A 21607-nucleotide genomic window follows, 5' to 3' on the forward strand; every position below is an offset into this window, starting at 1 on the left:
GATAGGCGCCACTCTATAGATTCCCAATATCGCGAATCAGACCACTCAACATCGTGCAAAGCTGTTCGACAACCGCCTCCATCCCTTCACCCCGCTCTTCCCGCGCTTGCGTTTCCACCCCTTCCGCCAATGCAGCAAGCGCCGGGAACCGGATCAGTTTGGCCAGTCCGACCAGCTTATGGGCAAGCAACCTCAGACGTTCCCAATCTTCCTCAACAAGTGCCTTGCGCAACTGTTGCGGGTGGCTGCAGTATTCCAACGGGATGCCTTCCAAGTGCGCCTTCAGCGCAGCCCGCGGTATCCTCAGGGCTGTCGCGGTCAGGTTGGGATCGAATCCGGCGAAAGACGTCTCGTCGCCGATACGAGAAGAGAGCAGTGAGCGGATAAGGTCCACCATCTCCCCGAAGTCTGCACCTTTGCCTAAGTAGGCGTCGATGCCCGCTTCGCGAGCCGTCTGTGCAAGACCCCTATCGCTGAAGCCACTCAAGCCCATAATCGGCAAGAAGGAGATCGCATCATCGGCGCGGATTCGTCTTGCCAGTTCGAATCCGTCCATGCCGGGCATATTCATGTCGGTGATCACCAGGTCACAGGGGTGATCCCGCATCACCTCCAGCGCTTCCTGTCCTTCACCCGCTTGGAGCACCTTGAAACCCTCCCCCGTCAGGAAGAGTTCCAGGCTTCGGCGCATCGATGAGGAGTCGTCTACCACGAGCAGGGTCTTCTGCTCTTCATGGCCCCCGTCGTCAGGTGATTTCATCGGCGAGTGCAACGAGTCCAGCAGCGGTACCTGGAAGTCGAATAGGGGGACAATTCCGTGGATCAGTCGGGCCTCGCTGCACGGCTTGTTCAACAGTCCTTGCATTCCGATCCGCTCGATTCGGGTGCGGGCAAGATATTCCGGCTCCGACGTGCAGGCGATGATCGGCACTCTGCGCGCCGCTTCACCAGCCTCGCCGGATCGGATCGTTTCAGCGGCCTCGTAGCCGTTCATGACCGGCATGAGGAGATCCATAAGCACCACGTCGAACGACTGTCCCCGCAACTGGTCCACCGCCTCACGGCCGTTGCCAGCCTCCACCACTTCGGCCCCCAGCGCTCGCAACCGTTCCGCGGCGGTGTTTCGTTGCAGGGAGTCGTCGTCCACCACCAGCAGGCGCCGACCGGCAAACCGCGCATCCCTGGGAAGAGGGCAAGCATCTCCAGCCACTCGCGTCTTACCGGATGCAGCCTTGGGGAACGTCAGAGTGAATTCGGTGAAATGCCCCGGATCCGAGGCGCAACGAATGCCGCCGCCGAAGGATTCCATGACCCGCTTGCAGTAAGCCAGCCCAAGTCCCGTCCCCCGCTTCTTGCCTCGGGTGTAAAAGGGGTCGAAGAGGTGTTTCAGCGTCTCCGGCTTGATTCCGGGGCCATTGTCGCGAAAAACAATCCGGTTTCCTTCCGTGTCCGAGTGAAGCGTGATTTGGATACGCCCATCGCGACTTGCACTCAGGTAGTAGAGAGCGTTCTTCAAGAGATTGAATAGAACGAATACCAGAAGTGTCTCGTCACCGCGAAAAGTAAAATCCTGTTCGAGCTGTAAGGCCAGGGACTCCCGCTCCGTCAATGATTCGTAGCCGTACTCATCCAGCGCCCGCCGGGTCACTTGCGCGGCGGAGAGGACTTCGAAGCCGGCCGTATCGATGGGTTTGTCGTTCACCTCGTCGAGGAGCATGTCGATGACCTGCGCTCCGCGAGTGGCGGCCATCCGCCCTTGGGCCACCTGCCGGTAGATGTCCTCCAGTTCCCGTTCGCTGATGGGTGCCGGCTGCTGATCGGGGTAGTACTTCGGGAGACGTTGGGCGATATGGTCCAGGCTCAGATTGAGCTGGGCGAGGGGGTTGCGCATCTCGTGGGCGATGGAGGCAGCGAGGGCGCGCATTACACCGGCGCGTTCGATCTCCTGCGCACCACGCATGGCGTAGTGACTGAACAAAAATATCGTGAACGTGGTGAAGATGATGACGATGGAGAAAAGGGGAACATTGAAGTTGGGATGAAGATTGACTTCGGGTGTCGTCAGCACGAAGAACGCGATTGCGGAACAGATGCCAATGCTCAAGTCGATCAGGATCATCAAGATATTGGGAACGTAGACCACCACCACACAGACCATGAAAATGGCCCAATACCGCCACAGCTCGTGAAAATCGGTAATCAGCAAGTTCACCGTGAAGATGAAAGGCAAGATGAAAATGATGCAGAAGTGCCAATAATAGGGAAGATAGGATCTTACCTTCTCGGGTAGTCGATGAACGAAGAAAAGCGAGACACAAAGGACTACGGCAATCATCCGCAGGTAAGCGTTCTCGGCCAACCCAAACTGGTACTTGAATAAGAAGTAGAAGAGAAAATGCGCAGTGGAACCGACGAAAGCCGCGGTCGTCAGATTGAATTTCGTAACTTGGCTCCCTTCCGCGAAGGCCCGTTTCAGATACTCCACCATCTCTCCGTGTCCCTGTTGATCAACGGTCGCGTTGCGGGTCAATGCTACCACAATTTGTGAGGGTGGAGTGCTCACGCACACTCCACCCTCTTTTACCAAACCGCATCAGCCGATACGGTGTTCCTGGTGGGATCTTCAGGCTTTGGACAGCCTACCTAACACCTCCTCGGATGCCCGGAAACACGCCTCGATGGACGCCCCCCTCCAGTAGTCACCGACGAGGGAAATCCCCTCGGGCATCGTCCGACAAATCTCGTCCAACAACGCCGCGTGGTGAGCGGAATAGGCGCACAGGCCGGTGGGTATGTAGCGGTATGCGAAATCCCGACACCCAGCGGCAACGGCGGGAAAGTGCGGTAGAAGCTGCTTTTCGGCCAGCTCCATCGCAAACTCGCCAGCGGTATCGGCACGGATGACTTGGCGTGCCGTCTGGCCGCTGAAGGTGTAGCGCACCAGATCCAGGTCGTGAATACCGTAGGCCCCCGCATTGCTCAGCGGAGACTCCGGGCCAAATACCATGGCGCGGCGTTTCGGGGTGAATACCGGTTCCCCGTAGCGGGCGACCGCAACCGCCACCGGGAAGTAACGTACCCGGCCGAGTGGCACAGCCACCTGCGGGGCACTCTCCGCAAGCAGTCGCGCCGCGTGAGGAGCGGACAACGCGATCACCACATGGTCATAGCCCCGTTGCCACTCCCCCTCTTCCCCACGACTGCTCACCATGGTCTCGTTTCCTCGACGGACCACCTCCACGACGTGACGATCGGTTAGGCAATGCACCCGATCGGTGTGTCGCTGGAAGCTGAACAACAACTTACCCATACCGCCATCGACCTGCTGGTAACGATCCAACGCCAAACCGAGGTTGGAGCCAAAATTCCCGAGGTAACACTCCTCCGGTTCTGCCGCATTCATTCGTACCGTGAGCGTGCGGATGAAATGATTCACGCAGCGGGAAGAAAAATGGGCTGAGAGCGGTACCCCGTCCCCCCTCCTACCGAGGGCATTGAAGAAGGGGGTATTGAGAAAGCCCTGATCTCGGTTCAGCAGGATCGCGGCGGAGTGCGGCAACAGCTGCAACAGGCCGCGACTGCCGCAGAGACGGTGGAGCTGAAGCACGGTGCGCAGAATCGAGCCATCCTTGTTGAGACGCGCCACACGCCCGTCCACTTCTCGCGAGCTGTTGAACCCGAACTCCTCGAACGAGATGCCTCCCACATCAGCAGCGAACTCGCGAAAACGCCGATAGCGCAGGCCGATATTCTTGCCGCCGAATTCGACGTCGCGTCCCAGCAGTTTCGTGCATCCGATGCGGCCCCCAATCTGGGACTGCGCCTCATAGAGATCGACATCCCAACCGCTCCGCTGGGCATAGTGGGCCGCGGCGACCCCGGAAATCCCCGCACCTACAATGGCGATCGATTTCATGACCGCACCTCCTTCACGGCCATGCCGTAGAGGCTGTCATGAAAAAGTCGGCGGTTGCGTTCAGCGATGCGCGAGCTGCGCTCCCGCTGTCGGGTGTAGGCTGGCCGGTGGCCAAAGGCAAAGGCACCGATGGAGGCATCGGCTACCGGCTTACCCCATTGGAAGACGTCGGCAATGAATGCGACGTTCTGGTCTCGCGCCCCTTCGCAGGAGAACTGCGATGTGAAGGTGCGAATCGTCACCGGCACCCCTTTGTTGGCGAAACTGAAGAACCGCATATCGTACGCGGCGAGCGTCAGCGCCCCCTCATCGGGAAAGCCACTCAGGTGCGAGGTCGCAATGGAAGCCTGGCGAACCGCCTCCAGGATGAGCATCCCCTGGACGTGGTCGGAGTCATGATCGAAGTGGAGCTCGCCGGAGTGGCCGAGCAGGTTGAAGTGCCACAGGGGGCCGATAGGGACGGGATGGGAGATTAAGACGTTGGCAGTCTTTTTTTATGCACGTAACGTCGATCGATGGGGTCGGGCAACGAATCACTGTCATCCAGCGCCAAGCCGGTGCCGACCAGGGCGTTCAGCGCGAGCGGCAAGCGACGCAGGATCTCTCGCAGGGCCTCGATATCCAGCGGGAAGGAGAGACGAGGCGGATGCTCAATGAGCTGCCGCGCCTCTTCCGACCGCGCCGATTGCCGGCGGATATAGGGTTTGGATAGCGCGATCTCGCACGAATCGCCCAGCAGGCCGGCAAGGTTCGCCATCTCGGCGCCGTCGCGGACCCTTACCAGGGTTTGGTATCCAGGTTTGGACAGTTCTCGATCGTCGCTGAACGCGAGCACGTAGGGCGGCAGGCTGCCACCACCGTCAACGGCCATCGTCGAAGGGGAAGTTTGATGCAACATGGAGTGTCGTCTCCTCGCTTTTCATAGAAAGAAAAGCAGTGGATCGGCACTAAATTGGAGGAGCACAGCCCGAAGGCGCAAAGCGGGAGAGGAAGGGACACCGGACACAGCCCGTGCAGGCGGGATCGGTGTGCCCAACACCGTCCCGCTGGCCCAGGGCGTCGCCCTGGCCGTCCACTGCCGGGTCGAGCCATGTCTCGATGACATGACGGGGAGCGATGATAAGGCAGGTGCTGATTCATTGTCCGCCTTGCTCATCGAAACCGACGTGGAGAACACAAAAAATAAAATATTTAAATTCACATATTGGAATCGACATTTTCCGCGCACGAGAAGTAGTGGTCATACCGACATGAGATGAGCCCCGCTTTTGCGTTTCTGTCTCCGTCGCATCCACGAAACCCTGTTCATCACCTACCTTCAAGCTCGCCACGAATCTCACGGAAGGCGAGACCACCGTTGCCCTTCCACGGCTGTTCCGGAATCGGGAGCGTATTCTGGACCTCCTTCCAGTAGCGTTCGACCAGTGCCCGCCCGACCTCCGTCTCCTTCACCAAGTCGTCGATGACTCCGCCGAGGTCGTCCAATAGTCTTGGTGAGAGCTGCCGCTCTACAAGGCCGTGCTCGACCGCCAGTTCGTAGGCCTCGCGCAGGCCGCTCCAGTGCCGCTGCGCGACGCTGCCGCCGGCGAGGTTGCAGAGCAAGGGGGTGCGGATGTCGTGAACAAACTGGGCGCTCACATGCCACAGGCGGGTGTAGGTTTCGTCGTTCGTCGTCTCCGTGGTCGTTTCGTCGCGAATGCTGGATTTCACTGCCCTCTCCTCCATAAGAATCTCCATGGGTCTCGATGCATACCTGAATCCTACCGCGGTAGCCGCGCCAAGTCTGTCCGCGAAAGATTACATGGACGTACGAATTGTTTGATACACCGGGTGTGGCTTTCTTAACCCTTCATTTTCATTGGGTAAAGGAGGCTAACTCGCGCCGTCTCTCCGCGGGAAGGCCGATCTCTCGTCGCTTGAAGTCGTTTTGCTCCGGCAGGGCATTTGGTCTTCTATGCCGATGGACGAGCCTGTTGAAAATCCGGACGTATCCCGCCCTCCGATTGACGAGACCGACGCCCCACCGGAAGCCGGTGTAACGCGTCGGCGTTCACGGCGCCGGTGGTGGGCGGGAATTGCAGTGATCCTGTTCCTCGGAGTGCTTGCGGGGGTGATCTGGTGGCAGGCACAACGCCCCGCCCCGCCGGTCTCCGTCCCGCTGTTGGAGCAGGAGCGAGCCACGGCGGCGCTCCCTACGGAACAGCGAACCGCCACCGAGGCGGTGGAGCCGGACGAGCCCCCTTCCCCCACTCCCATTTCCACCGTATCCCAGGACATTCCGATTCCACCCACCCTGGATCTCCACCTATTGGCAGTGGCGATCACGGACGAATTGGATGCGCGCCCGGTTCATCCCGCGCTACGCGGGATCGATGCGCGCCTGGAGGGCATCGAGCAGCACCTTGCTGCGCTGACTCACGCCTCCGAGCAGGCGAATCCGTTCGAGCCGCTCCGCACCGGTTTGGCGGAAGTCCGCAAACGGATTGAGCGCCTCACCGCCAAGCTCTCCGCCCCGAAGGCCCAACCGGCGCGGTTGCCGTTCTCGGTGGTCAGCACCGGCCGCCTCGGCAACATCCCGTTCGTGGTGGTGGATGCCGGCCGACCGCTGCAGGTGTCGGTCGGCGAGACCTTGGTGGGGTGGACCTTGGAAACGGTGGACGCCGGTACCGGCGAGTGGGCGTTCCGCAAGGGAGCGCACCGCCGAACCGGGAGGGTGGAGAGATGAATTCGCGTGGTCTGCTCCTCCTCGGGGTATCACTCCTCCTCTCCGGCTGTGACACCGCCCAGCTTTCTGCCCTGGTCGCACCGACCAAGGAGCCGGAAAGACTGCCGGCCCAGGAACCACTCCCCACGCTTGACGCCCACGGCTGGCGCGTTGTCGATCTGTCTTCACGGGATCATCTGGCGTCCCCCGTTGCGGCGCCTTCCTCCCGTCACGAACCCTCATTGTCTCCCGGTTCGTCGGAAGGATTTCGAATTCCCTTCGCCTCCGGCAGCCAGCACCTGGGGCCTCAAGGCCGCAAAGCGGTCGCCGCCGCGGTGAAGGTCCTCCGCTCCGCCCCGACCATCGTGCTGCACGGCATGACCGACGACTGGGGTGATACAGCGTTTCGCGACCGGCTCGCCTTCGGCCGGGCGGTGGCAGTACGGGAGGCGCTGGTGGCGGTCGGGGTTCCGTCCAGCCACATCCGAATCCTCGGGCGGGTCACCAACACCTTCGCCCGCGCCGTGCAGATCACCGTGGGGGACGATCATGCGAAGTAGTCTTCCGGCGATCTGGCTCGCGGCGTGGGGATTGCTCCCTGCCTCCGCCCTCCCGGCGGATGTCGCTGTCGATCACTCAGAGATCAGCGCTTCCCGCGCAGAGACCAGTGACGCAACCCGCGCTCAGGCGTGGGGCCTGAATGCCGCGGAGTGGCATCGCTATCGCTCCCTCCTTCGCGGGCCACTCGGCCTGCGTCTGCCCAACGTCGATCCGCTGCTTGCCCTGCTGATGGAGAGCGACGACCCGGCGGAGCAGCGGCGGTATGCGGAGCGGCTGGCGCGGCAGGAGACCGACTACTGGAACCGGCTGCTTCAGGCCAACCGGCTCTACCAGGAGGCCCATGCGCGGCTCTATCCCGATACCGCCGCTCGACGCATGACGCCGCCGCTGACGCCCGGTGGCCGGCTGCTCTTCTTCATCCCGAAAAACTGTCCCGCCTGCCGTGAAAAGCTCCCCCGGCTGGTGGAGCGCGCCGGGCAGGGGATCGCTTGCGATCTCTTCTTCCTCGATCGTAGCGGGGAGGCGGTGCGGGCGTGGGCACGCGATGTGGCGGCGGAGGTGGAGGGATTGGAGGCGGCGATCGCAAACGGTTCGATCACCCTCAACGTCGAGGGCGGTCAGCTCGCCAAACTCGGCGGGACCGCGCCAGCCTTCTTCTATAGGGCGCCCAACGGCGTGATCACCGCACTGGAGGCGGCGCCGTGAAGCGGTTCCTCGGCCTGCTGGCGCTGCTGTTCGCTCCCGTGGTCCACGCCACGGCGGAGATTCCCCCTGCCTATCACGCCGTGGCCGCGGAGCGGGGCGTGCCGGCGCAGTTGCTCTACTCGGTGGCACTGGTGGAGAGTCAGCGACCGGTGGCGGGCGGGCGGCGCCCCTGGCCGTGGACGCTCAACGTGGAGGGACGGAGCCTCTTCTTTCCCAGTCGCGAGGCGGCATTGCGTGCACTGGTTCAAGCGCTCGCCCACACCGACCGCGTGGCGGTGGGGCTGATGCAGGTGTATTGGCGCTACAACGGCCACCGCTTTGGCGGCGACCCCCAACGGGCTCTGGACCCCTACGCCAATCTACGGGCGGGGGCCGACGTGCTGCGCGAGTGCATTGCGCGCAAGCGGTCGCTGGGCGCGGGGATCGGCTGCTACAACGCCACTTCCCCCGACAAGGCGGCGCGCTATCTCGCCAAGGTGACCACCGAGCTGCGGGCACTTCGGGAGGGGGGCTGATGAGGTGGTTCCTGCTCCTGGCGCTGGTGAGCACACCCACCCTGGCGGTGGACTACTCGCGATCGCTCCCCACCGATTCGGCTCCCTCCCCTGCGGCTAACGCCCAGTTCGATTGGGCGCGGGCCATTCTCCCCTTGCACACGCCGGAGATGCGCCCTGGTGTCGTGTTGCGCAACACCACGCCGCATCCGGAGATCACTCGCCCCATCTTCCTGGTCGGCTCCGACCCTCGCTCCCTCCAGTGGCTACGCCGCCACCGCCACCGGCTCCACGCCCTCCACGCCACCGGCCTGCTGGTGGAGGCCCGCACCGTGTCCGACCTGGCGGCGGTGGCGTCCGCCGCCCAGGGCCTGCCGATCACCCCGGCCCCCGCATCGGCGCTGGCCCGGCACTACGGCCTGACCCGCTACCCCCTCCTCCTCTCCGCCCAGGGAGTCGAACCATGAGCGCCGTCGCCCTCTCCACCCCCGTGACGCCCCTCGCCCTCCTGGAATCCTGGGAGTACCGGGTCTGTCCCGATGCCGCCCGCTTCACTCCGCGGTGGGTTATGGCGATGAAGGCGGCGCTCGCCGAACTCAACGCCGCCGAGGCGACCGCCTACCGCTACCACTTCGACCTCGGCCTCTGGTTCACCGGCGAGCCGCTGCCGGCGCCGGTGCTGGGCTACCTGTTCCGGAAGCTCTACGGATGAGCCACCCGATCGAGGCCCTGTTGCGTCCGCCGGTGGAGTACCTGCCGGCGGGGGCGGCGCTGTTCGGGGCGACGCTCGCGGCGGCGGCACCCGATCTGTTCATGATGGCGCCGCCGGTGGCGTGGGGCGTGGCCACGGTGCTGGTGGGCAAGGCGGTCTACTGGTGGCACCGCGGCCGGCGGGTGACCCGCTACCACCAGGGGCTGCGCCTTCTCCCCCGCTACGCCCTCACCGCCGCACAGGTGCCGGTGAGCCGCCGTCGCCTCTTCCTCGGCCGCGGCTTCGCCTGGCGCCAGTGCCACACCCAGCGGCTCGCCGACTGCGGCCGGCCCGGCGCCGACCGCTATCTGCGGATGCCGTGGCCCTACCGCACGGCACGGCGGCTTGCGGTCGACCTGGAGCAACAAGGTTGGGTCGGCGGCGCCCTCGCGGGCGTACTCGAAGCCCCGCGCTGGCTCGGCCTGCCCAACCCGGTGGCGCCCCTGCCCGAGGTCGGCGGCCTCCCCCACCTCCACGGCGTCGGCCTGCTGGAAGGCGAGGAATCCGTCGCCCTGAGCCTCGGCGAGCGCGCCGGCCACACCCTGGTCCTCGGCACCACGCGGGTCGGCAAGACCCGCCTGATGGAGATCCTGGTCACCCAAGACATCGCCCGCGGCGACACCGTCATCGTGGTGGACCCCAAGGGGGATGCCGACCTGCTGCGCCGGGTCTACGCCGAGGCCAAACGCGCCGGTCGCGAGGAGCAGCTCTACCTCTTCCACCTCGGCTATCCGGCGATCAGCGCCCGCTACAACCCGGTGGGGCAGTTCATGCGCATCACCGAGGTCCCCTCCCGCGTCGCCGGCCAGCTTCCCGGCGAGGGCCAGTCGGCCACCTTCCGCGAGTTCGTCTGGCGCTACGTCAACGTCATCGCCAAGGCGCTCCAGGCTCTGGGGCGCAAGGTGGACTACCTCCAGCTGAAGCGCTTCGGCGAGAACGTCGAGCCGCTGGTGATGGACTACCTCGCCGATCTCTTCGAGCGCACCCCGGAGGCGGGCGACTGGCGCGCCGAGGTGGAGCGGCTCAAGGCGCGCTTTGCCGACAAGGAGGACCGCGACAAGGTGGTCCCCCGCAAGTATCAGAGCCGGGACCTCGCCTCCATCGCGCGGGTCGACTACTACCGCACCCTGGTGGAGCGCCACCCCGCGGTCTACGACGACGTGGCCGCCAGCCTGGTCAAGACCTGGGACTACGACGAGGCGTTCTTCTCCAAGCTGGTCGCCTCGCTCCTCCCCTTCCTGGAGAAGATGACCAGCGGCAACGTGGTCGAGCTGCTCAGCCCCGACTACCGCGACCTCGACGATCCCCGCCCGATCTTCGACTGGGCCACGGTGCTGCGCACCGGCGGCATCGTCTACGTCGGCCTCGACGCCCTCTCCGACCCGGAGGTGGCCGCTGCGGTGGGCAACTCGATGCTCGCCGACCTCACCTCCACCGCCGGGCAGATCTACAAGGAGGGGGTGGAGCACGGCCTGCCCGGCGCTCGGGCAGCGAGCCGCCGCGTCTGCCTCCACTTCGACGAGGTGAACGAGCTGATGGGCAAGGAGTTCGTGCCCCTGGTCAACAAGGCGGGTGGTGCCGGCTACCTGGTTACCGCCTACACCCAGACCCTCTCGGACATCGAGGCGAAACTGGGTGACCGGGCGATGGCCGGCCAGGTGCAGGGCAACTTCAACACCCTGATCATGCTGCGGGTGCAGGAGGAGGCCACCGCCCGCTACCTCACCGACCGGCTGCCCCAGGTGGAGATCAACGCGCTGATGCTCCAGACCGGGGCCACCGACTCCTCCGACCCCGCCTCCGGCACCGATTTCACCTCCAGCACCGCCGAGCGCATGAGCACCCAGATGGTGCCGATGCTGGAGCCCAACCACCTGGTGCAGCTCCCCAAGGGGCAGGCCTTCGCGCTGCTCCACGGCGGCGCGCTGCACAAGCTACGGCTGCCCCTGCCGGTGGTGGACGACGACGGGCTGCCCGCGGAGCTGGACGCGATCGCCGAGGAGATGGCGGCCCGCTATCGGGGGCGGGATGACCGCTCCTGGTACCGGTTTCGTTCCTCCATCGACTTGGAAGCGGTGCGAGAGGCCTACCGATCCATGCCGGACGGGATTGAGGGGGTGGACGGTTTGGATCGAGCAGATGGAACCGGCGAAACCGACGAGGAGGCGGCGTGATGGCCGAGGATCTACGCCGTCCCCGCCCCGGCCTGCTCGGGCGGTCGTTGAATCTGCTCATGGCCGTGCTCTCCACCCTGCTGGTGGCGCTCCTCTTCTCGGTGCTGATCGAGTGGCTCGGCATGTGGCTCTGGTGGCCCGACCACCCCGCCGAGCGGGGCCAGCTACACGCCCAGGCGATGTTCCGCCAGGAGGTGGCCTACCTCCACGCCGACTTCGCCCGCGGCCTCTCCGCGGTCGATCCGGTCGCCTTCGCCACCGCCACGGCGCTGGGGTGCTATCGGGCGCTCTTCGTCTGGTTCGGCGTCGATCTCGCGCGCCTCACCGCCCAGGCGGTGCGCGGGACGCTGGCCAACGACTTCGTGGTCTCCGCCACCTACGTGGTGATGCTCTTCGGCGTGCGGCTGGCCATCGCGGTGCTCACGCTCCCCGGCTTTCTGCTGGTCGCCGCGGTCTCCGCCTGCGAGGGGCTGGCGCGGCGCGACCTGCGCAAGTGGAGCGGCGGCACCGAGTCGGGCTGGCTCTACCACCACGCCAAGCGCTTCCTCCTCCCCACGCTGTTCGCCGCCTGGCTGCTCTACCTCGGCATGCCCTTCGCCATCCACCCCAACGGGATCTTCCTGCCGGCGATGCTGCTCTTCGGACTGGCCACCGAGGTCACCACCGCCACCTTCAAGAAGTACCTATGAGACGACTCGCTCCCCTCCTGTTTTGCGTCTTCCCCTTCCTGCCGGCCCATGCCGACTGGGAGGGGGAACGCGCCGCCCTCGCCCGGCTCCAGCACGAGCTGGAGGCGCTCACCCCGCTCATTGACGAGGCCGAGGCGCAACGCGACCCGCGTCTGCGCGAGGCGGTCAACTACGACAAGCTGCGCTACGAGCTGCGGCTGATCACCCGCGGCATCGAGGACACCCGCCAGCGCCGCATCCCGCCCCACATGGAGGCGATCGACGGGGCCTACCTGCGATGAACGACGCCTTCACCGCCACCACCGGTTTCACCCCCCAGACCCTGTATCTGTTCATCGCCTCGGTGGCGGGGGCGCTGGCGATGCTCTGGGGGATGTGGGCGATCGCCGCCCACTATGGGCTGTGGGCCTCCGGGCGGCTCGCCGACACCGCCGCGGTGAAGGGCGGCGCCAAGGCGCTGTTCGTCATCCTCACCCTCGCCTGGCTGCTCAACTAACGGAGACTTCCTTATGCGACTGCATCTACCCCTCGCCGCCCGGCTGCTCCAGCTCGGCCTGCTCGCCCTGGCGCTGGCCGAGCCGGCCGCCGCCGGGCTGATCACCGCCCCCACCGCCCAGGGGGTGACCAGCGGCGACGCCCTCGGCCTCACCAAGTGGCTCTCCAAGGAGATCCTCCAGTTCGGCATCATCGTCATTGAGGTGGTGGTCTGCGGCGGGGTCGGCTGGTATCTCTTCAAGGAGTTCAAGACCGCCGTCGAGCGTAAGGACTGGAGCGGCTTTCCGGTCACCCTCGGCGGTGGCGTGGTGGTGATCGGGGTGGTCGCCACCCTCGGCCTGCTCGGCTGGAACGCCATCAACGATCAGGCCGGTACCACCTAGGGGTCGCGACAATGGTTGCTTCCGATCTCGATCAAGCCCCACCGGCACTCCTCGGTCTCACCGCCGAGGAGCTGCCGCGGGTGGTGGGCGTCGCGCTTACCGGCTGGTTCCTGCTCTCGCTCCTCGCCGCGCTGCTCACCGGCATCCCCTTCCTGGTGGTGCTGTTCCCGCTGCTGGGGACGGTGGCCACCGTCCACGCCGCCGGCCGGGCAGCCCGCGAGCTGAAGCGGGGTCGGCCGCTCGGCTGGCTGATCCAGCACCTCTACACCCTGCGCGCCCGCTGGCTCGGCCTTCCGGTGCCGTGGGTTCACCGGGCGGGGGTCTACGAGATCCGATGAAGGGTCCCTTCCTCAACGCCGACCACAACCGCCTCGCCCACGTCGCCACCCTGCGCGTGGTGGCCGGGGGGCTGGCGCTGCTGCTCGCGCTCTCGCTTTTTCTCAACACCTATCTGACGCGGACCCAGACGGTCTCCCTTCCGCCGGACCTGCGCAACGGCGCCACGCGGGAGCTGGGGCGCACCTATCCCCACGACGCTTGGGCCTTCGCCCTGGTGGTGTGGCAGCAGCTCTACCACTGGGGCGAGGACGGCCGGCGCGAGTACGCCGCCAACATCCGCACCCTCGCCCCCTATCTGACCGAGCGCTGCCAGCGCACCCTGCGCGAGGACCACGGCGAGCGGCTCGCTGCCGGGGAGTTGCAGGGGCGCACCCGCGCCCTGCAACAGCTCAGCGCCTACGCCCCCGAGGCGGTGACACCGGTGGGCGGCGGCACCTGGCGGGTGACGCTGGAGTTCCGGGTGCGCGATACGGTCAACGGGGTGCCGATCAAGGAGCCGGTGATCCGCTATCCGATCCGGGTGGTGGAGCGGGCGGAGGATAGCGAGCGCAATCCGTGGAATCTTCAGGTGGATTGTCTCTTTGCGGCGCCGCAGCGGGTGGAGGAGGCGCCATGAGGGCTTGGTTCCTTTTGCTGCTACTTGGTGTCTTTCCGCTTGCAGTCTCCGCGGCGGAACAGGAACACGCGCTACCGGCCCCCGAGCGGGTGCTTTGGGAGCACGTCCCGATCCGCCTGCACCTTCAGGTCGGGGCGGAGCGAATCATCGAGTTTTCCTCGCCCGTGCGGGTCGGTCTGCCGCCGAAGCTCCAGGCGGGTGCCTTGTCACCGTTGGTGGTGGGGCCGCGAGTGTACCTCACCGCGAAATCCGCCTTCGAGGTGCAGCGATTGATGGTGAAGGATGCCGAGGGGGTTACCTACCTTCTCGATCTCTCCGCCGATGAGCAACCCGCCTCCAGCGCCCGGTTGATCGTCATGAACCCGCCGGAGGAAAAAGTTTCCGGGGAAACATCCGCGTCCCCCGCCCAGGCCATGCCCGAACCCCTCGGCGCCGTCGCCCTCACCCGCTTCGCCATGCAGCAGCTCTACGCCCCGAAGCGGCTACGCACCACCCCGCCCGGCGTCTCCCGCGTGCCGGTGGAGCACACACCGGTGAACCTGCTGCGCGGCGGCGCCTTCCGTACCACCCCCGTTGCCGCTTGGCGCACGACGGGGGCCTACGTCACCGCCATCGAGGTGGTGAACCTCACCGATGAGGCCCGCGACGTGGACCCGCGGGCGATCCGCGGCCCGTGCGGTGAGCGCGGCTGTTTCCGCCACGCCACCCTGCGCTACGACCGCTCCCGGCTCGGCCCCCACGGCGGACGCTGGGACACCACCGTGCTGGTGCTGATCTCCGACCGTCCCTTAGCCCGCGTTTCTCACCAACTTCCTACTGCGCCCGCCGATCCTCCCGCCATGACGGGTCGTGCTCCCTCCGGGCTCCTCAACATAGCATCGACTATGCCTTCGTCGCCCTCCGGTCCGCGCACCCCGTCATGGCGGGGTCTCGGCGTGCTCGCTACGGAAGTTGGTGAGAAACGCGGGCTTCACGAGAGCGTCTACTGATGCCGCGGCGGATCAACCCCCTGCTGGTGCTGCTCCTGGTGGGGCTCCTCATCGCGGTGATCGCGGTCTATCTCCGCGCCGGCGGCGAGCCCGGCCGCGCCACCGCGGTGGCCGCGGGGAGCGGCGACGGCGACACCATCGCCGAGACCATCCGCGCCCTCAGCGCCCAGATGACCGAGACCGCCGCCGAACGGGACGCCGAGCGGGAGCGGCGCCGGGCGATGGAGCGCAAGCTGGAGGCGCTTCAGCAACAGGTGGACGCGGTGCGCCAGCCGCCGGAGACCACGCCCGCCGAGAACCCTGGGCTCGACGCGCTCAAGGAGCGCCTCGCCTTCCTGGAGGCCTACCTCCCGCCGCATGGGGATGCTCCGGCCACGCCCACCGGCCGGGTCGAGATGGACTTCGGGCTGAACGGCGCGCAGCCGCCTGGGGAGCGGGACGCCGCCGGCTACCTCTGGATCGAAGGCGATGACGGCCCATCTTTCGGCAAGCGCGCCCGTGACGCGGTGGGTGGCCTGCTGACCTCAGCACCAGACCCCTCCGGGGCGGGGCTGCTGGAATCCGGCGGCAACTCCCTGGTGCGCACCGCCAACGGCCTCGGCGCGGAACTCGGCGTCACCCCCGTCTACACCCTCCCCGCCAACAGCACCCTGATGGGCGCCACCGCCTGGACCGCGCTGATCGGCCGCATCCCGCGCAACGGCCGGGTCGAGGACCCCTACCGGGTGAAGATCCTCACCGGCCGCGACAACCTCGCCGCCAACGGCCACCGCCTGCCGCCCGCCCTGCGGGGGATGGTGTGGGCCGGCGTCGCCCGCGGCGACCTGAACCTCTCCTGCGTCGCCGCCGACCTCACCTCGGTCACCTTTCTCTTCGACGACGGCACGGTGCGCACCGTCCGCGCCAAGGAGGAGCGGCCCCTGGGGGTGATCCAGGACCGCTTCGGCGCCCCCTGCATCCCCGGCGAGCTGATCACCGACGCCCCCCGCTTCCTCGCCCTGCGCCTGCTCGGCGCCGGCGCCGAGGCGGCCGCCGACGCCTTCGCCGAGGGGCAGACCCGCACCACCGACGGCGCCGCCGGCAGCCGCACCGAGGTGGCCGCCCCTCTCGACTACGCCGTCGGCCGCGGCGTGGCCGGCGGCACCGCGGACGCCCGCCAGTGGCTCACCGAGCGCCAGGGGCAGTCCTTCGATGTGATCCACGCCCCCGCCGGCACCCCGGTGACCATCGACGTGATCGAGGAGATCGCCATCGACTACGACCCGAACGGAAGGAGGATCGACCATGGGTTCACCGACCCGCCTCGCCTGCCTGCTCGCCTCGATTAGCCTGATGCTCGCCGGCTGCGCCACTTCGCTGCCCCGGGAGGGGCCGACCATGGCGGAGATCTTTGCCGCCCACCGCTCCGGGAGTCAGGCGGCGGAGCCTGTGCCACCCAAGGACCAGCGCGGGCCGGGCCTGGGCGACGTGGCGGCCTACACCCGCTCGGCAACGCGGGAGCTGGACGTGCTCTTTCCCAAGCTGCGCAACCCCGACCTGGTGATGTACACCTTCCCCCACGCCACCGCCGAGGGGGCGCCGGTACCGGGCTACACCACCAGCTTCCCACTCTACGAGCGGGACCACTTCGCCCTGCCCGGCGAGGAGGGGTTGTGAGCCTGCTCGCCCGCCTCGCCGGTCTGCAACGCCCCGCCGCCGATCCCGGCGAACCGCCCGCCCCCGGTGCCGAACCGTGGGATGGGGCCGGACGGCCTCCCCTCGCCCGTGCCGACCACCGCGAACCGCTGGTCCACACCGAGCAGCAGGCAGCGGCCCGTCACCGGCCCCGCCTCGACGACGCCCTCCCCTGGCGCGACGCCCTGGGCGAGTGGATTCTGCTCAACGACCTGCGCTCCACCGGGGTGTTGTGGCGGATCACCCCGGTGGGCTGCGAGGCGCGGCCGCCCGCCTTCCTGGCGGCCCTGCGCGAGCGCATCCGCGATGCCCTCGCCCTGGCCCCGCCCGAGGAGGCGGCGCCGTGGGTGGTGCAGCTCTTCGTGCAGGATGTGCCGTCGTTGGAGTCGTTGGCCGGCGAGATGGTCGCCTACGCCCAGCCGTGGGCGCGGGAGAGCGACTACACCCGCGCGTGGTGCCGGGTGATGGCCGACCACATGCGGGAGATCGGTCGGCCTGCGGGGCTGTTCGACGACGAGGCGGTGTGCGGCGGCCGCTGGCGCGGGCGGCGGCGCGAGGTCCATATGACCCTCTACCGCAAAGTGCCGGAGGGGGCCGCGCCCGATCTGGGCACCGAGGAGGTGGCGCAACGGCTGGAGAACGCCCTGCGCGCCGTCGGCGTCGGGCTGGAGCGGCTGGACGGGGCCGGCCTGCACGACTGGCTCACCCCGTGGTTCTGCCCCGCCCCACCGGCCTACGGTGGGGACTCCGCCGCCCTGTTGATGGCGGAGCCGTACACCGAGGGAACGTTGGGCGCCCTGGCCGGTGGGACCAGCCTCGCCGAGCGGGTCTTCCACGGCCACCGCCCGTGGCTCGATGCCGAGGGGGCATGGTGGTTCACCGGTCTCCCCCATCGCTTTCTCCCCCTGGAGGCGCTGACCCGCGTCCCGACCACCGGCCACCTCACCGCCGAGCGCCCCATCGGCGACCACCACCTCGCCCTGTGGGACCGCATGCCCGAGGGGGCGATCCTCTCGCTCTCCATCGTCTACCACCCCCAAGAGCAGCAGCGCGCCGACCTGGAGCGGCTGATCGCCCGCAACAGCGGCGAGAAGGCCGAGTTCAAGGCGCTGCGACGCAAGGCGGAGGCGGCCCTGGAGCGGATCGCCGAGCACGACCCGATCCTCCCGGTGATGGCCGGGGTCTACCTGCGGGCGGAGCGTGTCGAGGCGCTGGAACAGCGGGCCAACGAGGTGGCCGCCCTGTTCGGCGCCCAGGGGATGAACCTGATCCGCCCCGGCGACGACCCGATCGCCGCCGACAGCTACCTGAGGGCGTTGCCGATGGCCTTCGATCCGGCCCTCGATGCATTGCCCTTCCGTCGCCGCGCCCGGCGGATGTTTGCCAGTGACTTGGCCGCGCTGGTGCCCCTCTACGGCCGTTCGGTGGGCACCGGCCACCCCGGCGCCATCGCCTACACCCGCCTCGGCGAACCGATCCTCTTCGATCCGCTCCACCGCGCCGATCGGCGCAAGAACGCCCACATGGTGGTGGTCGGCCCCTCCGGCGCCGGCAAGACCGCCAAGCTGATCGATCTCCTCTCCAACGTCCTCGCCCTGCACCGACCGCGGCTCTTCGTGATGGGAGCCAACCGCACCTTTGAACTGGCCGCCGCCTACTGGGCCTCCCTCGGCCTCACCGTGCGCTACCTCCGCTTTCATCCGGAGGAGGACGTGGCCATCCCCCCCTTCGCCGACGCCCTGCGCCTGCTGGAGCCCCCAGCCGAGGGGGATGAGATCGGCGGGGATCGCCTCGGCCCCATGGAGGCGATCGCCAAGGTGATGATTACCGGCGGCGAGCCCGCCGAGCTGGCCCGCTACGGCCTCGACGACTGGGAGATGGTGCGCCAGGCGCTCCACGACGCCGCCGAGCGGGTGCGCGACCACGGCAGCCTGATCCCCGAGGCCGGCCACGCGCAGGTGATGGTCTCCGACGTGGTGGCCGCCCTCGATGCGCTGGCGACCACGGGCCACTTCAGCCCCGAACGCCGCGACCGCATCGTCGGCATGGGCTACGCCCTCAACCGCTTCACCCGCGGGGTCGCCGGCCGCTTCTTCGACCGCCCCGGCCGCGCCTGGCCCGACGTGGACGTCACCGTGGTAGACTACGGCCTGCTCACCCAGGACGCCCACCGGGATCTCTTCAACGCGGTGTTCCTCTCGCTGATGACCCGCGTCAACGAACTCTCCGAGCGCTACCAGGCCGACGAGCGCCACCTGCTGGTGGTCCCCGACGAGGCCCACCTGCTGCTGCGCAACCCGCTGATCGGCCCGATCCTGGTGCAGATCACCGCGCTCTGGCGCGCCCGCGGCGCCTGGCTGTGGCTCGCGCTCCAGACCCTGCGCCAGTTCCCCGAGGAGACCCGCGGCATCCTCAACAACGCCGAGTGGTGGCTCTGCCTCGCCATGGACCCCGACGAGGTGAGCCGGGTGAAGCGCTTCAAGGAGCTGACCGAGGAGCAGGAGGCACTGCTGCGCGCCGCCCGCAAGGAGCCGGGCAAGTACACCGAGGGGGTGGTGCTCTCCGACGCGCTGCTGGCGCTCTTTCGCAACGTGCCGCCGGCCATCACCCTCGCCCTCGGGCAGACCGAGAAGGATGAACGGGCGGCCCGTCGGAGGTTGATGAGCGAGGCGGGGATCGATGAGCTGGAGGCGGTGCGGCGGATCGCCCGCGAGTTAGCGGAGGCGCGCCGGCAGGACGGTACCGACCGATGAGGGGACGCTTTCTCAGAGGACCGATACGGGGCCTGGGGCTGCTGCTGTTGCCGCTGTGGATCGCCAGCACCACCGCCGCGCCCCTGCCCGAGCGGATCGACCTCTTTCTGCAGGACGAGCCGCTGCCCGCCGGCATCGAGACTCTTCGACAACGGGGCGTCACCGTCACCCTCCACCGTCTCGATGACCTGGAGCGGGTGCATACCGCGTTGAGCCGGGGACTGCCCAACGATCCGAAGAAAGCCGCCGCGATAGTGAAGGAACGGCTGACGTCGGAGTTGACTGAGCGTTTGGGGAAGGCGTGGCGGGCGCGGATCGCCTTTCAGCGGTTGGGGCTGGAACGGGCGCCGGCGGTCGTCGTGGACCGACAGCGGGTGATCTACGGAACCCCGGATCTCCGCCGGCTCTTTCTGGACGAGGACGGTGAGGCGCGATGATGAGACGCCTCTCCTCCCTGCTACTCACCGTCGCCCTGGCCACGCCGCAACCCGGTCGGGCCGAGTCGTTCACCACCGTGGACGTGATCCGCCACTCCTTCAGCCCGCAGTGCCTCGACTACTGCATCGTCGGCGCCTGCTTCTGGCTCACCTGCGGCCTCACCGGCTGCCGGGTCGTCACCACCCCCAAGGTCCGCCACAACTGGCCCGACCTGGTGGTCACCGCCTACGGCCAGCCCGGCGACACCCCATGGACCGAACTCCGCGCCACCCTCGGCGAGGCCTCCCGCCTGACCGGCAATACCCTGATCCGCGCCCTGACCGGGATCGACATCGGCGGCGGCGACCTGACCGAGAACAGCCGCCGCCGCCTCTCCGACCTCCGCTTCCGCGAGGTGGACGTGATCGGCAGCCCGATGGTCCTCCTCACCCGCGCCGCCGGCTCCCTGGCCGCCCTGGCCAACGCCGCCCCCGACACGGACAGCGGGTCCGCGGTCAACGATTGGGGCGCCGATCCGAGCGGCCTCGGGGAGGCCAGCACAACCCTCACCCAGATCGGCACCACCGCCGGAACCGCCCAGCACTACGGCGGCATCGCCTCCCTGGTCGCCCCCCAACTCGCCGGCGCCGTCAACGCCGCCGGCCAGGTCGCCACCGTTGCGAACACCCTCTCCTCGGTCACCGAAACCCTCTCCGCCATCGACACCCTCGCCTCCGCCGGCAGCCTCGGCCTGGGCTTCTCCATCGGCTCACCCTTCTGTCCCAGTCAGGCGGCGCCCTTCCAGCCCTACTTTCAATCCACCATCGACGCCCTGGCCTGGCGTACCGGCTTCCCGGACCAATTGATGCCAGACGCCCTGATCCCCGGCCGCCGCGAGATCGGCAACTGGCCTACCCAGACCTGGGGCGCCGTCTACCCCCGCTCGGGTTTCGTCACCCAAACCGACGAGGTGAAGGCCTCCGCCGTCGCCGCCCAACGGGCGATCGACGTGGTAACCCGCGACGGCACCGGCCACCTCCACCTGCCGCTGCACTACGACGGCCACCGTGAGGTGACCTTTGGCAGCTACTCCGACAATCGGACGCAGTGCATCATCAACGGGGGAAACTGGCGTCTGGGAGACGGGGAGGGCAACGGCGACTACTGCGCGCCGCGCCGGGTGGTGGAGTGGTTGTCGGGGGAGAAGGAGAGCGGCAAGCGGTGGCAGATGATCTCGCCCGCTCCTTCGGAGGCGTGTGAGGCCTTTGGAAGTGGTGAGCCGCGGTGGACTGCTGGTAAGATGGCGGGCGACGGTCGCTACGCCTGGAATTACTGGCGTGGCTACGAGTGCTGTCTCGATGGACGGGGGGTATTCCTTTACGAAATCGCCCTTCCCAAGACCTGCTTCTAATTTAAGTCAAAAGGACTGGTTGCTAGACGTTCGGATTCAAAATACGCCCGAAAAAATCAACTGACAGGGTACACACAACCACCAGAAGAGTCTGGTCGCCACCCTAGAGAGTGTCGTTTCCCATTCCGATAATACACAATATTATAATGAAGGCGCCTAGTTATTCCGTTGAAATTATGTGAAAACAATGCGGGCATCCTAGATGTTGCCTCACTCGTGCTTGATGCAACTATTCTACCATTTACCCCTCCATATGATGCTGACAATCTGGAGTAGATAGATTTCTGTTTTTTCACATAACTTTCAGGGGTAAATTTCATCGTATATACCATCTCATTAGGATTTACGCACTCCCCCATTCGTTCTCCAGCAAAGTATATTGAAACACTTTCCACTGGACGCTCAAACGTGACGTAGACTGTGCGAGTTCTAAAATCATAGAAATCTGTAGCCGCATTGGATGCGAACGATGCAAATAACCCGAAAAACAAAAAAGCTACTCTCTTCATGATGTTTACCCCAAAAGGAAACCCATT

At 66.7% G+C, this 21607-nt stretch carries 24 protein-coding genes; 19 read left to right on the plus strand and 5 right to left on the minus strand.

Annotated elements, in window-relative coordinates; genetic code table 11:
- Positions 1-13: 13 nt before the first annotated feature.
- The 5 genes from ACYQ2W_RS07880 to ACYQ2W_RS07900 form a co-directional block, all read right to left on the minus strand.
- The gene (locus tag ACYQ2W_RS07880) at positions 14-2488 is read right to left on the minus strand and encodes an ATP-binding response regulator (RefSeq protein WP_459865024.1); all 2475 of its coding nucleotides are present in this window, start codon (positions 2486-2488) and stop codon (positions 14-16) included.
- A gap of 135 nt (positions 2489-2623) precedes the next feature.
- Entirely contained in the window at positions 2624-3916 is a 1293-nt protein-coding gene (locus tag ACYQ2W_RS07885; RefSeq protein ID WP_459865027.1) for an FAD-dependent oxidoreductase, read from the minus strand.
- Positions 3913-4389 carry an AfsA-related hotdog domain-containing protein gene (locus ACYQ2W_RS07890; protein WP_459865085.1) on the minus strand — a complete coding sequence of 159 codons (477 nt, stop codon included), beginning with the start codon at positions 4387-4389 and terminating at the stop codon, positions 3913-3915. Before ACYQ2W_RS07890 ends, ACYQ2W_RS07885 begins: the two co-directional genes overlap by 4 nt.
- On the minus strand, positions 4389-4814 hold the full coding sequence (locus ACYQ2W_RS07895) for a hypothetical protein (protein ID WP_459865029.1): 426 nt from the start codon (positions 4812-4814) through the stop codon (positions 4389-4391). Before ACYQ2W_RS07895 ends, ACYQ2W_RS07890 begins: the two co-directional genes overlap by 1 nt.
- Positions 4815-5224: 410 nt before the next feature.
- Positions 5225-5626, minus strand: a complete 402-nt coding sequence (locus tag ACYQ2W_RS07900; RefSeq protein WP_459865030.1) for a hypothetical protein — start codon at positions 5624-5626, stop codon at positions 5225-5227.
- Between the two features lie 370 nt (positions 5627-5996).
- On the opposite strand from ACYQ2W_RS07900, the gene ACYQ2W_RS07905 reads away from it, so the two are divergent.
- From ACYQ2W_RS07905 to ACYQ2W_RS07995, 19 genes are read left to right on the plus strand one after another with little or no spacing between them, the layout of a single operon-like run.
- Positions 5997-6641, plus strand: coding sequence for a hypothetical protein (locus ACYQ2W_RS07905; RefSeq protein ID WP_459865031.1), 645 nt, complete (start codon positions 5997-5999; stop codon positions 6639-6641).
- Positions 6638-7180 (plus strand): OmpA family protein, encoded by a 543-nt coding sequence (locus ACYQ2W_RS07910; protein ID WP_459865032.1) that lies wholly within the window; start codon positions 6638-6640, stop codon positions 7178-7180. The genes ACYQ2W_RS07905 and ACYQ2W_RS07910 overlap by 4 nt, the downstream gene beginning before the upstream one ends.
- Positions 7170-7886: a hypothetical protein gene (locus tag ACYQ2W_RS07915; RefSeq protein ID WP_459865033.1), complete on the plus strand. Its 717-nt coding sequence runs from the start codon at positions 7170-7172 to the stop codon at positions 7884-7886. The genes ACYQ2W_RS07910 and ACYQ2W_RS07915 overlap by 11 nt, the downstream gene beginning before the upstream one ends.
- Complete coding sequence (locus ACYQ2W_RS07920) at positions 7883-8401, plus strand: transglycosylase SLT domain-containing protein (RefSeq protein ID WP_459865034.1); 519 nt, start codon at positions 7883-7885, stop codon at positions 8399-8401. Before ACYQ2W_RS07915 ends, ACYQ2W_RS07920 begins: the two co-directional genes overlap by 4 nt.
- Positions 8401-8847 (plus strand): PFL_4695 family integrating conjugative element protein, encoded by a 447-nt coding sequence (locus ACYQ2W_RS07925; RefSeq protein WP_459865035.1) that lies wholly within the window; start codon positions 8401-8403, stop codon positions 8845-8847. The genes ACYQ2W_RS07920 and ACYQ2W_RS07925 overlap by 1 nt, the downstream gene beginning before the upstream one ends.
- Positions 8844-9092, plus strand: a complete 249-nt coding sequence (locus ACYQ2W_RS07930; RefSeq protein ID WP_459865036.1) for a hypothetical protein — start codon at positions 8844-8846, stop codon at positions 9090-9092. Before ACYQ2W_RS07925 ends, ACYQ2W_RS07930 begins: the two co-directional genes overlap by 4 nt.
- Positions 9089-11305 (plus strand): type IV conjugative transfer system coupling protein TraD, encoded by a 2217-nt coding sequence (gene traD, locus ACYQ2W_RS07935; RefSeq protein WP_459865038.1) that lies wholly within the window; start codon positions 9089-9091, stop codon positions 11303-11305. The genes ACYQ2W_RS07930 and traD overlap by 4 nt, the downstream gene beginning before the upstream one ends.
- On the plus strand, positions 11305-11994 hold the full coding sequence (locus ACYQ2W_RS07940) for a TIGR03747 family integrating conjugative element membrane protein (protein WP_459865039.1): 690 nt from the start codon (positions 11305-11307) through the stop codon (positions 11992-11994). Before traD ends, ACYQ2W_RS07940 begins: the two co-directional genes overlap by 1 nt.
- Positions 11991-12275 (plus strand): RAQPRD family integrative conjugative element protein, encoded by a 285-nt coding sequence (locus ACYQ2W_RS07945; RefSeq protein ID WP_459865040.1) that lies wholly within the window; start codon positions 11991-11993, stop codon positions 12273-12275. Before ACYQ2W_RS07940 ends, ACYQ2W_RS07945 begins: the two co-directional genes overlap by 4 nt.
- Positions 12272-12490, plus strand: a complete 219-nt coding sequence (locus ACYQ2W_RS07950; protein WP_459865041.1) for a TIGR03758 family integrating conjugative element protein — start codon at positions 12272-12274, stop codon at positions 12488-12490. Before ACYQ2W_RS07945 ends, ACYQ2W_RS07950 begins: the two co-directional genes overlap by 4 nt.
- Positions 12491-12503: 13 nt before the next feature.
- The gene (locus tag ACYQ2W_RS07955; RefSeq protein ID WP_459865042.1) at positions 12504-12872 is read left to right on the plus strand and encodes a hypothetical protein; all 369 of its coding nucleotides are present in this window, start codon (positions 12504-12506) and stop codon (positions 12870-12872) included.
- 11 nt (positions 12873-12883) lie between these two features.
- A complete protein-coding gene (locus ACYQ2W_RS07960) occupies positions 12884-13210 on the plus strand; it encodes a DUF3487 family protein (protein WP_459865043.1) in 327 nt (108 codons plus the stop codon).
- Complete coding sequence (locus ACYQ2W_RS07965; RefSeq protein ID WP_459865044.1) at positions 13207-13827, plus strand: PFL_4703 family integrating conjugative element protein; 621 nt, start codon at positions 13207-13209, stop codon at positions 13825-13827. Before ACYQ2W_RS07960 ends, ACYQ2W_RS07965 begins: the two co-directional genes overlap by 4 nt.
- Entirely contained in the window at positions 13824-14816 is a 993-nt protein-coding gene (locus ACYQ2W_RS07970) for a TIGR03749 family integrating conjugative element protein (RefSeq protein WP_459865045.1), read from the plus strand. The genes ACYQ2W_RS07965 and ACYQ2W_RS07970 overlap by 4 nt, the downstream gene beginning before the upstream one ends.
- Complete coding sequence (locus ACYQ2W_RS07975) at positions 14816-16144, plus strand: TIGR03752 family integrating conjugative element protein (protein ID WP_459865047.1); 1329 nt, start codon at positions 14816-14818, stop codon at positions 16142-16144. Before ACYQ2W_RS07970 ends, ACYQ2W_RS07975 begins: the two co-directional genes overlap by 1 nt.
- Positions 16101-16472, plus strand: coding sequence for a TIGR03751 family conjugal transfer lipoprotein (locus tag ACYQ2W_RS07980; protein WP_459865048.1), 372 nt, complete (start codon positions 16101-16103; stop codon positions 16470-16472). Before ACYQ2W_RS07975 ends, ACYQ2W_RS07980 begins: the two co-directional genes overlap by 44 nt.
- Positions 16469-19243, plus strand: coding sequence for a TraC family protein (locus ACYQ2W_RS07985; RefSeq protein WP_459865049.1), 2775 nt, complete (start codon positions 16469-16471; stop codon positions 19241-19243). The genes ACYQ2W_RS07980 and ACYQ2W_RS07985 overlap by 4 nt, the downstream gene beginning before the upstream one ends.
- Positions 19240-19680, plus strand: coding sequence for a DUF1525 domain-containing protein (locus ACYQ2W_RS07990; protein ID WP_459865050.1), 441 nt, complete (start codon positions 19240-19242; stop codon positions 19678-19680). The genes ACYQ2W_RS07985 and ACYQ2W_RS07990 overlap by 4 nt, the downstream gene beginning before the upstream one ends.
- Positions 19677-21071: a TraU family protein gene (locus tag ACYQ2W_RS07995; RefSeq protein WP_459865051.1), complete on the plus strand. Its 1395-nt coding sequence runs from the start codon at positions 19677-19679 to the stop codon at positions 21069-21071. Before ACYQ2W_RS07990 ends, ACYQ2W_RS07995 begins: the two co-directional genes overlap by 4 nt.
- Positions 21072-21607 lie beyond the last annotated feature (536 nt).

It is taken from the genome of Endothiovibrio diazotrophicus (assembly GCF_054657215.1).

Excerpts from the sequence above, each read along its gene's own strand:
- ACYQ2W_RS07880 (WP_459865024.1), bottom strand. The coding sequence starts at position 2,488 with ATGGTGGAGTATCTGAAACGGGCCTTCGCGGAAGGGAGCCAAGTTACG.
- ACYQ2W_RS07885 (WP_459865027.1), bottom strand. The coding sequence starts at position 3,916 with ATGAAATCGATCGCCATTGTAGGTGCGGGGATTTCCGGGGTCGCCGCG.
- ACYQ2W_RS07895 (WP_459865029.1), bottom strand. The coding sequence starts at position 4,814 with ATGTTGCATCAAACTTCCCCTTCGACGATGGCCGTTGACGGTGGTGGC.
- ACYQ2W_RS07910 (WP_459865032.1), top strand. The coding sequence starts at position 6,638 with ATGAATTCGCGTGGTCTGCTCCTCCTCGGGGTATCACTCCTCCTCTCC.
- ACYQ2W_RS07915 (WP_459865033.1), top strand. The coding sequence starts at position 7,170 with ATGCGAAGTAGTCTTCCGGCGATCTGGCTCGCGGCGTGGGGATTGCTC.
- ACYQ2W_RS07925 (WP_459865035.1), top strand. The coding sequence starts at position 8,401 with ATGAGGTGGTTCCTGCTCCTGGCGCTGGTGAGCACACCCACCCTGGCG.
- ACYQ2W_RS07930 (WP_459865036.1), top strand. The coding sequence starts at position 8,844 with ATGAGCGCCGTCGCCCTCTCCACCCCCGTGACGCCCCTCGCCCTCCTG.
- traD (WP_459865038.1), top strand. The coding sequence starts at position 9,089 with ATGAGCCACCCGATCGAGGCCCTGTTGCGTCCGCCGGTGGAGTACCTG.
- ACYQ2W_RS07940 (WP_459865039.1), top strand. The coding sequence starts at position 11,305 with ATGGCCGAGGATCTACGCCGTCCCCGCCCCGGCCTGCTCGGGCGGTCG.
- ACYQ2W_RS07945 (WP_459865040.1), top strand. The coding sequence starts at position 11,991 with ATGAGACGACTCGCTCCCCTCCTGTTTTGCGTCTTCCCCTTCCTGCCG.
- ACYQ2W_RS07950 (WP_459865041.1), top strand. The coding sequence starts at position 12,272 with ATGAACGACGCCTTCACCGCCACCACCGGTTTCACCCCCCAGACCCTG.
- ACYQ2W_RS07955 (WP_459865042.1), top strand. The coding sequence starts at position 12,504 with ATGCGACTGCATCTACCCCTCGCCGCCCGGCTGCTCCAGCTCGGCCTG.
- ACYQ2W_RS07960 (WP_459865043.1), top strand. The coding sequence starts at position 12,884 with ATGGTTGCTTCCGATCTCGATCAAGCCCCACCGGCACTCCTCGGTCTC.
- ACYQ2W_RS07965 (WP_459865044.1), top strand. The coding sequence starts at position 13,207 with ATGAAGGGTCCCTTCCTCAACGCCGACCACAACCGCCTCGCCCACGTC.
- ACYQ2W_RS07970 (WP_459865045.1), top strand. The coding sequence starts at position 13,824 with ATGAGGGCTTGGTTCCTTTTGCTGCTACTTGGTGTCTTTCCGCTTGCA.
- ACYQ2W_RS07975 (WP_459865047.1), top strand. The coding sequence starts at position 14,816 with ATGCCGCGGCGGATCAACCCCCTGCTGGTGCTGCTCCTGGTGGGGCTC.
- ACYQ2W_RS07980 (WP_459865048.1), top strand. The coding sequence starts at position 16,101 with ATGGGTTCACCGACCCGCCTCGCCTGCCTGCTCGCCTCGATTAGCCTG.
- ACYQ2W_RS07990 (WP_459865050.1), top strand. The coding sequence starts at position 19,240 with ATGAGGGGACGCTTTCTCAGAGGACCGATACGGGGCCTGGGGCTGCTG.
- ACYQ2W_RS07995 (WP_459865051.1), top strand. The coding sequence starts at position 19,677 with ATGATGAGACGCCTCTCCTCCCTGCTACTCACCGTCGCCCTGGCCACG.